Source organism: Mycobacterium sp. 1165178.9 (assembly GCF_001673555.1).
Taxonomy (GTDB): Bacteria; Actinomycetota; Actinomycetes; order Mycobacteriales; family Mycobacteriaceae; genus Mycobacterium.
The window spans coordinates 1-10,591 of sequence record NZ_LZMB01000387.1; the positions used below are offsets into that span (position 1 = coordinate 1).

11 protein-coding genes and 2 pseudogenes are annotated in these 10,591 nt (G+C 64.7%); 8 read left to right on the plus strand and 5 right to left on the minus strand.

Going from position 1 to position 10,591, the window contains the following annotated elements:
• Positions 1–135: pseudogene (locus tag A5652_RS27700) on the plus strand (thioredoxin-disulfide reductase); the annotation flags it as partial.
• A 4-nt stretch (positions 136–139) separates the two neighbouring features.
• On the opposite strand, the gene A5652_RS16980 reads toward A5652_RS27700, so the two are convergent.
• Positions 140–550: a nitroreductase family deazaflavin-dependent oxidoreductase gene (locus A5652_RS16980; RefSeq protein WP_067353740.1), complete on the minus strand. Its 411-nt coding sequence runs from the start codon at positions 548–550 to the stop codon at positions 140–142.
• Positions 551–564: 14 nt separating this feature from the next.
• Positions 565–1,878, minus strand: a complete 1,314-nt coding sequence (locus A5652_RS16985; RefSeq protein WP_067353743.1) for a cytochrome P450 — start codon at positions 1,876–1,878, stop codon at positions 565–567.
• A 120-nt stretch (positions 1,879–1,998) separates the two neighbouring features.
• Between A5652_RS16985 and A5652_RS16990 the strand changes: the two genes are divergently transcribed.
• On the plus strand, positions 1,999–2,664 hold the full coding sequence (locus tag A5652_RS16990) for a TetR/AcrR family transcriptional regulator (RefSeq protein ID WP_067353747.1): 666 nt from the start codon (positions 1,999–2,001) through the stop codon (positions 2,662–2,664).
• A 109-nt stretch (positions 2,665–2,773) separates the two neighbouring features.
• Here the strand turns inward: A5652_RS16990 and A5652_RS16995 are convergent, their stop codons facing one another.
• Positions 2,774–4,159 carry an FAD-binding oxidoreductase gene (locus A5652_RS16995; protein ID WP_067353750.1) on the minus strand — a complete coding sequence of 462 codons (1,386 nt, stop codon included), beginning with the start codon at positions 4,157–4,159 and terminating at the stop codon, positions 2,774–2,776.
• 260 nt (positions 4,160–4,419) lie between these two features.
• Between A5652_RS16995 and A5652_RS17000 the strand changes: the two genes are divergently transcribed.
• Positions 4,420–5,895: a serine/threonine-protein kinase gene (locus A5652_RS17000; protein WP_067353753.1), complete on the plus strand. Its 1,476-nt coding sequence runs from the start codon at positions 4,420–4,422 to the stop codon at positions 5,893–5,895.
• Here A5652_RS17000 and A5652_RS17005 read toward each other — a convergent pair whose 3' ends face one another.
• Positions 5,896–6,375 (minus strand): DUF1707 domain-containing protein, encoded by a 480-nt coding sequence (locus tag A5652_RS17005; RefSeq protein ID WP_067353757.1) that lies wholly within the window; start codon positions 6,373–6,375, stop codon positions 5,896–5,898.
• A 63-nt stretch (positions 6,376–6,438) separates the two neighbouring features.
• On the opposite strand from A5652_RS17005, the gene A5652_RS17010 reads away from it, so the two are divergent.
• Positions 6,439–7,047: a TetR/AcrR family transcriptional regulator gene (locus A5652_RS17010; protein WP_067353760.1), complete on the plus strand. Its 609-nt coding sequence runs from the start codon at positions 6,439–6,441 to the stop codon at positions 7,045–7,047.
• A 4-nt stretch (positions 7,048–7,051) separates the two neighbouring features.
• Here A5652_RS17010 and A5652_RS17015 read toward each other — a convergent pair whose 3' ends face one another.
• On the minus strand, positions 7,052–8,320 hold the full coding sequence (locus tag A5652_RS17015) for a cytochrome P450 (RefSeq protein WP_067353765.1): 1,269 nt from the start codon (positions 8,318–8,320) through the stop codon (positions 7,052–7,054).
• Positions 8,321–8,480: 160 nt separating this feature from the next.
• Between A5652_RS17015 and A5652_RS17020 the strand changes: the two genes are divergently transcribed.
• The 4 genes and pseudogenes from A5652_RS17020 to A5652_RS28670 all read left to right on the plus strand — a co-directional run.
• On the plus strand, positions 8,481–8,933 hold the full coding sequence (locus tag A5652_RS17020) for a VOC family protein (RefSeq protein WP_067353768.1): 453 nt from the start codon (positions 8,481–8,483) through the stop codon (positions 8,931–8,933).
• A 259-nt stretch (positions 8,934–9,192) separates the two neighbouring features.
• Positions 9,193–9,924, plus strand: a complete 732-nt coding sequence (locus tag A5652_RS26950) for a DUF6308 family protein (RefSeq protein ID WP_232001223.1) — start codon at positions 9,193–9,195, stop codon at positions 9,922–9,924.
• A gap of 69 nt (positions 9,925–9,993) precedes the next feature.
• Positions 9,994–10,245: a hypothetical protein gene (locus A5652_RS17025; protein ID WP_156745391.1), complete on the plus strand. Its 252-nt coding sequence runs from the start codon at positions 9,994–9,996 to the stop codon at positions 10,243–10,245.
• A 148-nt stretch (positions 10,246–10,393) separates the two neighbouring features.
• Positions 10,394–10,591: pseudogene (locus A5652_RS28670) on the plus strand (hypothetical protein); the annotation flags it as partial.

Here is a 10,591-nt window from a genome sequence, read left to right on the forward strand (position 1 = left end):
CGCCAGGCCATCACCGCCGCGGGCAGCGGCTGCTCGGCGGCCATCGACGCCGAACGCTGGCTCGCCGACCACGAAGAAACCGACGTGGACGCCTCCGTCACACCGGCGATCGGCCGAGAGCCGTTGCGTAGCTGAGCTTTCAGGCGACGTCGGCGACTAGAACGCCCATCCGGCGCAACCCCAGGCGCGCGATGAATGGCAGTCCGTCGCCTTCGGCCCCGGTGGGTAGCACCCGCAGGTTGGTGATGTGCACGTCGCGGCTCCGGAACTGCAGATCCGCCTCACCGGCGGCCAGCAGGTTCTTCACCCAGTCGGTCTTGCCGTGGCCCAACAGGATTGCCACGACGTTGCCCTTGCGATAGGCATTCACGACGGTGCGGTACGGCTTGCCCGACTTGCGGCCGCGATGGTTGACCACCACGAAGGTCGGCAGAAAGCGCGCCGCCCGCCGCATGACCGGGTTCATGTACTTCATCTGCAACCGGTCGATCCAGGTGGGGAAGAGCATCGGCAGGCCGGGGGCGCTGTTGGGATGATCCTTGGCGGACATACGAACTCCTGGGTCTAGACGGGAAGTTTGGCGGAAGTGGTTCTGCGGCCACCGAGTTGGGCCGGCAGCCGGGAGTATCCGTGCAGGTTGATCAGGCCACGCCGTTGTGGGGGTGCGGTGAGGCGCAGGTCGGGGAAGGTTTCGAAGAGAGCGCGCAGTGCGGTGGCGCCTTCGATGCGGGCCAGGGCGGCGCCGAGGCAGGCGTGGATGCCGGACGCGAATGCCAGGTGGTCGCGTGCGTTGGGCCGGGTGATGTCGAATCTGGTTGGGGCCTCGAAGATTAACGGATCACGATTGGCGCCACCGAGGAACAGCGCGACCATGTTTCCGGCCGCGATGTGGGTTCCGGCGATGTCGACGTCGCAATTGGGGGTGCGCGCGGTCATCTGAACGGGGCTGGCGAGCCGCAGGATCTCCTCGACGGCGTTGGGCCACAGGTCTGAATTGTCGTGCAGCAGCGGCAATTGCTCGGGGTGCTGTAGCAGCAGGACAATCCCGTTGCCGATCAGGTTCACCGTCGTTTCGAATCCCGCGCCGACGATCAGCGCGGCGTTGGCGGTGAGCTCGCGATCGGTCATGGAGCCATCGGCGACCATTCGGCCGAACGGATTGTCACTCCGCTGGGCAGCGTGCAGCTTCTGGAAATGCTCCAGCAGGTAGTCATCGGCGCCGCGCAGACCGTCGATGGCGTCGCGGTAAGTCTTCCAGTCGATCCCGATATCGAGCAGCGGAGAGCCGCTGCGGCCCCACTCCAGCATGCGCGGATAGGAATCGATTGGCAGGCCAAGGATTTCGGCGATGATGGCGACCGGCAATTGCATCGCGAAGTCGGCGATCAAGTCGGGTTGCGGCGTGGCGGCGATGCGTTCGATCAAGGCCATAGTCACCTCGACGACCCGGGTTTCCAGGGACTCGATGGCGCGCGGGGTGAAACTTTGGGCCACCAGATGCCGATAGCGGGTGTGATCGGGTGGATTCACGATCACCATGGCGGGCGGCTCCACGGGATTGGCCACGCCCGGGTCGGTGTTGGCGATCAGCGCCTTCAGCGGCGCGGGCAACTCCATGTCGGTGGGCGGCGTGACACGAAACCGCTTGTCCCGCAGAATCTGTCGGCATACCGCGTGATCGACGCTGGCCCACACGAACGGCGAGCGCACCATCGGTCCGCGCGCCCTGATCTCCTCCATCAACGCATAACGGTCCTCCCCAGAGGTGCCGGTGCGCAGCAGCCGGGCCAGCGGGTCGCCGCGGCGGGCCTGGACGGCGAAGTACGCCCGCGGCACCCCGTGCATGGCCGCCCATCGGGCCCTGAGTCCGACCTGCATAACGATCCCTCCCGAAGGGCCAACCTGAGATGCAACATGCGATACAATGAGACTCTCAATGTCTCAGACGCTTCGATCGCTACGATACGACGGCCGTGGCGAACCGGCAAGGAGGGATCGATGACAACGACTCGAACGGCAGAGTTCGTACGGCGGCTGAGCGAACCCGACCCTGTCGTTCTTGCCCAGGTCGTCAATCCCGACGAGATCACCGCCCGCATTCTGGCCGCCACCATCGAGCAGGCGGAACTGGTCGGCATGCGCCGGATCACCATGGAAGACGTCGCACGGCGCAGCGGCGTCGGCCGCGCCACCCTGTACCGGCGCTTTCCGACCAAGGCGGCGCTGATCGATGCCGTCGTGCTCGCCGAGGCGCGGCGCTACCTCGAGGGCAGCGCGCAGGCCCGCGCGCATGCCGAGACATTTGAAGAGCGCATGGTCTACAGCACGGTGTTCTCGGTGACGTTCATGCGCGAGCACGCCCTGCTCAAGAAATTGCTGCGCACCGAGCCCGAAACCATCCTGCCCAGCCTGACCGTCGACGCGGGCGCCATCCTCGACTACGCCACCGAGCACACCATGGGGCTGCTGCGCGCCGAGCTGTATGGCACGTCGAAAACCACAGCGGCACAAGAGCGTCACCTGCGCACCGTCTCCGAACTGCACACCCGGCTGACGCTGTCGTTCATCGTGACCCCGCACACCAGCATTAACCTGGCCACCGTCGACGACACCCGCAGCTACGTGCGCAACTATCTGATGCCGATGGTGACCGGGCCGAGTTAATCCGGGCGCTTCAGGCACAGTGAGTCACACGCGCCACTTTCGTTTTTGCCTGAGACGGCACATCTTTTGCCCGCCTCTGAGCGACAAATCGCGGCGACGCGACGGCGGATTACGAATCGCCCGAAGCGAACGCGACGTCGGGGTTCAGGATGCCCGTAGGATCGAAGCTCGCCTTGATGCGTCGCATCAAGTCGACCTTGACCGGGTCCTCGAGCTCCACGAAGTACGCGGCCTTGGCACGGCCCAGGCCGTGCTCGCCGGAGATCGCGCCGCCCAATTCCATTGCCAGCGTAAAGATGTCGGTCAGCAGCTTCTTCCGGGTCGCCTGGTCCGGGCAGAAGATGGCGAGGTGCACGTTGCCGTCGCCGGCGTGCCCGCAACCCGCCGCCGCACCACCGGCCGCCGCCGCCAGACCGCGCGCGCCGGAAAGAAACTTCGGCATCGCACCGCGCGGCACCACGGCGTCGATGAGGTCGTCGGCATTGAGCGCTTTGAGCGTCCAGAACGCCTTCTCGCGTGCCTCAATGAGCTTGCGCGCCGAGCCGCCTTCGAGCACGTACGCGTCCACGGCACCCAGTTCGGCGAGCAGTTCGCCGGTCTTCTCGACGTCCTCGTCCAGCCGGTCAGGCGTCCGATTCTCAAGTGCCACAACCAGATAGGCCTGACAGCTGTCACGGATGTTATCGGGGACGCCCAGCTCGAGATTTTGGGTATGGACCAGTGCGGCCATCGTCACGCTGTCGATGTACTCCAGGATGTAGGGCGCCAGGCCGCTGGCGAGGATCTTGGGCACCGCCTCCATGACCTGGTCGAAGTCGGAGAACGGGGCGAGCACGGTGGCGCTGTGGTCGAGTCGCGGATGCAGCTTGACGGTCACCTCGGTGGCCAGGGCCAGGGTGCCTTCAGAGCCGACGATGAGCTGGGTCAGGTCGTACCCGGTGGAAACCTTGGCGATCTTGCCACCGGTGCGGATCAGCTCGCCGGTGGGCAGCGCGGCCTGCAGCCCGAGCACGTTGTGGCGGGCTATGCCGTACTTGACCGCGCGCATGCCGCCGGCGTTGGTGCCGACGTTGCCGCCGACGCTGGACGACAGCTCGCCCGGGTGCACCATGTACCGCAGCCCGGTGCCCGCGGTCGCGTCGTCCAGTTCGGTGAGCGTCACTCCGGGTTGGACGACGGCGACCTGGTTGGTGACGTCGACCTCGAGCACGGCGTTCATGCGTTCGAAGGAGATCAGCAGCCCGTCCGCGCGGGGGATCGCGGCGCCCGACAAGCCGGTGCCCGAGCCGCGGGCCGTCACCGGTACGTGGCTTTCCGTGGCGACCTCGAGTAGCTGCGCTACTTCTTCGGCGGTAGCGGGTTTGGCCAGGTATGCCGGCTTTTGCGGCGGCTTGGTCAGCACCTCGTCGTGCGAATAGTCCTCGGAAATTGCGTCGCCCGTAAGCAAGTTGTGCTCGCCGACGATCTCCGCGAACCGCGCCGTCATGTCGGTCATCGAAGGCCTCACCTACTTACGTGCCGGACGATTACTCACTGTATCGGGGGTGCGGGCTCGCGACTGCGGTCTGCGTAGACGTGCTGCTGCCGCTAGGGTGGGGCAGGCGCAGTTTCGCGCAGTGGTGTTGATTCCGGCCGGTGAACAATAGCGGCCACCAGCGGCGTCTCAGAGTAGCGACACGCGTGAGGCTGCGCACGTTAGGTCAAAGCCCAATTCGGGAACTCGCGGGCTGGACTGTCTTGAGAAAGGATTGCGCAGTGACCTCCTCGTCCCGCGGCTCGCGGCTCGGTACCCGGTTCGGGCCGTACGAGCTGCGCTCACTGATCGGTACCGGGGCACTGAGCGAGGTTTACCGCGCGTACGACACGGTTAAGGACCGGATGGTCGCGCTCAAGCTATTACGTGGCGAGACGGCCGCGGACCCTGGCTTCCAGCAACGGCTTTGGCGCGAGTGCCGGAAGGTGACGCGACTGCAGGAGCCGCATGTCCTGCCGCTGCATGACTTCGGCGAGATCGATGGCGTCCCCTTCATCGACATGCAGCTGGTCGACGACGGCGGTAGCCTCAAGGACCTGCTGCGCGAACAGGGCGGGCTGGAACCGTCGCGTGCGGCATCCATCACGGCGCAGGCGGCGCGCGCGCTGGACGCCGCGCACGCCGCGGGGCTGCTGCACCTCAACGTCAAGCCCGAGAACATTTTGCTGACCCACGACCACTTCACCTACCTTGTCGACTTCGGCATCGCCGGGGCCGTAGGCGACGAGAAAATCTCGCGGACCTACATGGCGCCCGAGCGATTCACCACCGGACGCGTTGGACCGGAGACCGACGTCTACTCGTTGGCGTGCGTGCTCTACGAATGCCTCACCGGCCAACCGCCGTTCGAGAGCGAGGACGCGGGAGAACTGAAGCGAGCGCACATGTTGGCGCCGGCGCCCCGGCCCAGCATCATGCGCCGCGGCGTCGGCCGGGAGTACGACGACATCATCACCCGGGGCATGGCCAAACAGGGCGCGGCGCGATTCGCGTCCGCGGGTGAACTTGCCCGGGCCGCCAGCGAGGCGGTGTTCGCGGCGTACGAACCGGTGGGCGCCGTGGCGAGCGGGCCCTTGAAGACGCGCCCGTTGCCGACCGTCTCCTTCGCAGAACTCGACGAACCCGCTGACCGCAGCCCCGAGCCGCCTGCCGCGTCGGGGCCCTCGCCGCGTTGGCCGGCGATCGGTCGCATGCCGGTCTTTGTTGCTGCGGCGGCGGCAGTCGTGTTGATCGCCGGGCTGGTGTTGTCGGTGAATCTGGTTGGTGCAACTCATCACAATGGCCCGGCCTCCGCGCCGCTGTCGAATGCACAGGCGGCGCCCCCGGCCCCGACGACCTCGCCGTCACCGCTGACGCCTACGCTGTCGCGTCCGGTGAAGGGCGCCGATGGGTTAGGGTTCGTGGGCGAGACGGCGCGATGCGATCCGGGCAATCCGCCGGCCGCCGTGGTGCGAACGGCCAAGTCGCTGGCGGTGGTGTGTAAAAACCTCAGCGGGACTTATTACTACCGCGGCGAGCGGATCCGCGACGGCGCCCACATCGAGCTCTCCAATGCCGAGCAGGTCGAGGACGGATTCGACGTCACCAATCCGGTCGACGGCGTCGTCTACGAGGTACGGCCGAACCGGTTGCGGATCATCAGCTATGGGCACGTCGATTCGTCGGAGCCCGTGCTGCAGTTCGCTACGGCTACGTAATCACCACGGGCGCAAGCTGTCTCGGTTGTTTGTGGCCGGAAGTATTGGTAACCAATGCCTTTGTTTCGCGCCCGGTATCGATAATGCGTGGCTGACGAGTCCGATCCCCGCGCCGAGGATGGGCCAGATCGGCCAGAAGTAGGTCGCGTCGGTCGTCAAGGCGACCGCTGCCCAGACGGTGAGCACGATCACGCACATGGCGAGGTACGCGTAGAGGTGGGCGCGCACTCCGCGGCGAGCCGCGGCGATGCGAGCGGCACGCCGGCGGGGATCGTGACGCCGGATGCGATCGACCGGCAGGCCCGCGGTGAGCTCGCGCAGTTCTTCGGCCGTGTGCGTCTGGAACACCGATTGAAGTCGTTGGTCGTACTCGTCCACCTGCAGGTAGCCCTGAGCGAGCGCCTGACCGAGTAGGTCGGCCGTCTTCTCTCGGTCGCGGGTGCCGGCGAGCGTGGATGTGGTTTCAGGCAGATTCGACATTTCGTCTCCTGGATCGCCGATGTGAATAGCATTAACATAGACCGTAATGTTAATCTCGTCAACATGTCAGCGAAGCGGTCAACCGTCGGGCGGCGTCAGAGCTATCACCACGGCGATCTCAAACGCGCGCTGACCAGCGCCGCGCTCTCCCTGGTGGCCGAGAAGGGGCCGAAAGGTTTCACCCTCACCGAGGCGGCACGGCGCGCCGGGGTCAGCGCCGCGGCCCCCTACCGGCATTTCGCCGACAAGGCCGAGCTGCTGGCCGCCGTCGCCGAACAGGGTTTCCGCGCCTTGCACGTTGCTTTGAGTACCGCCGGTGTTCGCGTATCGGATCCCAAGGACCGGGTGGTCGAGCTCGGCCGGGCTTATGTGCAATGGGCGATCGCCCATCCCGACCACTATCAGGTGATGTTCGGCGCGGAGTCGCTGAAGGCAGAGCAGCCCGGCCTGGCGGTCGCCGGTGAGCAGGCGTTCGGCGACCTGCTCGACGCGATCGTCAAGTGCCAGGAGGCGCGGATCGTCGAGGATCGGGATCCTCGGGAGGTGGCCGCGCCCCTCTGGTCGCTGGTGCACGGCGTCGCGTCGCTGGCCATCGGTGGCCAATTGAGCGCCGTCGGGATTGTCCAAGCCCCCGACGAATTGATCGCGGGCGTTGTGGCGCAAGTGCTTTGAGCGATCACCACGGCCGTTCTGTTTCCTGGCTGGCCCCCGGCGTGAAGGTGACCGGAAGGTTGCCCAGCCCGGTCATGCTCGGGTTGCCCAGGTATTGGTGGACGTTTTCCACGTCGACTTGGTAGTCGGGGATGCGGTCGAGGACGGCCTTGACCATCACGCCCGACATCAGCCGGGCCAGGTGCGACCCGATGCAGCGGTGCGGTCCCAGCCCGAATGCGACGTGACGGTTGGGTGCGCGGTCGAGGATGACTTCGTCGGGCCGGTCGAACTCGTTTTCGTCATGGTTGGCCGACAGCCAGCTGATGACGACTTTGTCGTTCTTGCGGAGGCGCTGGCCGGCGAGGACGACGTCGTGAGTGACTGTGCGACTGAGGGTTTGGTTGACCGAGAAGTAGCGCAGGAATTCGTCGGTGGCGGTGCGGTAGAGCTCTGGGTGTTCGATGAGCTGTTGCCGGATGTCGGGGTGGGTGCCCAAGTGTCTGAGCGTGAGCGCGGTCTGGGAAGTGGTGGTGTCCACACCTCCGCCGATGAGGTTCCAGAGGATGTTGAGCAGCTGCTCGTCGGTGAGGCGGTGGCCGTCGAACTCGAACTGAATGAGGAAGCTGATCAGGTCTTCTCGGGCGTCGGCTCGTCGGTCGGCCGCGAACTCGAGGACTTCTTGCATCATCGCGGGCACTTTGGCGATCGCGCTGGCGTACTCGTCGCTGTCCTGGGGGACGGCCATGACGGAGTGAAAGAGGTTGGCGTACAGGTGCCAGTTGTCATACGGCAGGCCCATGAGCTTCATGGTGAGGATGGCCGGGACCGGGCTCGCGTAGTCGAGCACCAGGTCCATGTGCCCGTCGGTGATGTGCTGGTCGAGGAACCAGTGGGCGGATTGCTCCATGAAGGGCTTGAGTTTCTCGACCGCGCCGGGGGAGAAGAACGGCGCCAGCGCGTGCCGTAGCGCTTGGTGATAGGCGCCGTCGACCTCGCCGATGCCCAGGGCCGGCTGGCCCTCGGGGCGCGGGACGCCCATCTCGCCCTGATAGTCGACGCCGTCTTCGGCGTTGGGCTCGTACTTGTGGGCGAAAGTGCCGCCGTTGCGGGCGGTTTGGCTTACAGCGTCGTAGCTGCTGAGGAACCAGAACCCGCCGTAGTTCTCGTTCCACGCCACCGGACATCGCTGACGCAGGTCGGCGTTGACGGCGAGTTCGTTGAGGTTGAAAGCGTCGGAATGATGGTCGAAGTCAACGATCGCGTCAGCGCTGACGTTCGGGCGTGTGGCCATCGAAATGCCCTCCAACGGAAGGTGATCTGCTTAGTCGGCGGTAGCTGGCGGCTATTGGTTTATCTTTGCATTATTACGCGTTTGAGCTGCGTGACGGTAGTGGTGTCGTGGGTCGGGCGGCGTCGGGCGCGAAGGCCCGATTTGCTGCGGAAAGGTTGTCATGACGAGCCATCGGACGGTTTTCAATCACGTTGGGTTATGCGTCTCCGACCGCGAGCGGTCGCGCCGCTTCTACGAGGGCCTACTGGGGTTTCAGTTCTGGTGGGAACTCGACCCGCCCGACGGCCCGACCTCCCGGCTCGTCGGGCTGGCCGAGCCGCTCGGCGTGCATGCGACGTACTTGGTGCGGGATGGGTTTGTGCTCGAGCTGATGGACTACTCGAAGCGGCAGGTTCATGCCGGCTCGGAGCGGGTCATGGATCAGATCGGACTGACGCACATCTCGTTCTCGGTGTCCGACCTCCCGGGCGTGCTGGCTCGAGTGGCGGAGTTTGGGGGAGCGGTGATCGACGGGACCGTGGGCGAGGCGATGGCGATGATCCGGGATCCGGACGGGCAGCTGCTGGAGCTGCTTTCGGAAGGGTGGTTGGCGGCGTTGCCGGCGAAGCCATAGGGCGGTCGTCTGTTTCGCCGCGTCCGGCGCGTGGCCAGTTGACACGACGGGTCCATGATGTGGGTCCCTTACGAGACGGTGTGGACCGCCGGCTCGGCAGGGCGTTCCCCTGGCGATCGCGGACCAAATCGCGATGCCTTGTCGGCTTTCATTTCCTTCCGGTCGGACGGCATGAACGTCGGCCTTTCCGATCGTAGATGCGTTGCCGGTGACGAGGTCTCCCCTTAGCGTCCGGATCGATTAGCCATATCCCGACGACATGTCCTACGCGGTTGCTATGGTGCGCCAGAACAGGCATGGTGATCCCTCGGAGGAAAGTCGCATGGGTGCGGACTGCAGCTACCCGGAATGGCGACAGGCATGGCCAGAACTCATCGTCCAAACTCGGACGGATGTCGCTGTTGATCTTCTTCAGCGGTACTACGCCGTAGACGGGGAAACGCCACGCTTCACCGGGTCCCGTTTTGAGTCGATGGCCAGTCTTAGCGATGATCCGAACGCACTCGGGCCGGCAGACTTTGTAGCGGTGTCTATGTTAAGTGTGAATGTGCCGGCGGCGGCAGCCATACGGCTGTTAGGCCCAGATGCCGCGGGCGTCAGCGAATTATTAAAGCAAATTCCCTCAGATTTAGACATCATTGACGCTGACCCACAATTATTTAGCGGGGTATCTCCGCTCGGCCGCTTGTGGGACTTGCTGAGGAAAACTCGCGATGGTCTCGGTCCGACCACGGCCAGCAAGCTGCTGGCGGCGAAACGTCCACGCCTCGTTCCGATCTGGGACAGTTTTGTCGAGCAAGCTACGGGCCTTGGTCCCCTTGGAAGTTGGTGGAAATTCCAATACGTCCTCAATGACGACCAGCGGTATGTCTGGAAGTGGTTAGGCGAACTGCGCCGACTTGCATCCAATGTGCCAGAGTCGGTCTCCGAGTTGCGAATACTTGACGTTCTGCTCTGGATGTCAGTAGAAGGTGAACCTAACCCGAAATAAGGGACGCGGGCGCCATCCGCCTCAACGACTGCCGTCCCGTTGTCGGTGTCATTGCCTAACCTCGTGCATGTGCAATCCGATGATGTTGTTGACCCAGTTGATGCCGCGCTCAACCGAATGTTGGGCCACATGGCCGACAGCACCGAAGACGAAGGACGACGCGAGAGGATCCTCGGCCTGATGCTGACGTTGCCTCCGATCGCCGAATGGCCGCCGGAGATAATCGGGGAGTGGCGTCACCTCTACGAATACTGCCGCAGCCTCCGCCGCGACCTTGAGGAGCAAGAGCTTGAGCAGATGTACAACGCAGAGGGTGATTAGAACCCGTCGCGGGACCTGGATATCTGCGCTACGCCTGCAGACGATGTGTTGCGGTTCTATCCGTAGTCGACCTGCGCGTGAAGTCGGGGAGCGACCGAAGGCCCAGAGCGAACGACGAATTGTCAGACGTTCCTGCCACACTCCTCCCGTGCCCACACACTCGCTGCTAGAACTCACCCTATTTGTAAGCGACGTCGACGAGTCCGCGGCGTTCTACCGCGCTATGGGCGTCACACTATTCAACGACGACCAGCCGGGCCGACCACATGTCGTCGACGGTCTGATTGGCAGGACGGGAGCCGTTCTACAGCTTTTTCCTGCCGGCGAAAGGCCAAGCACGAAGGTG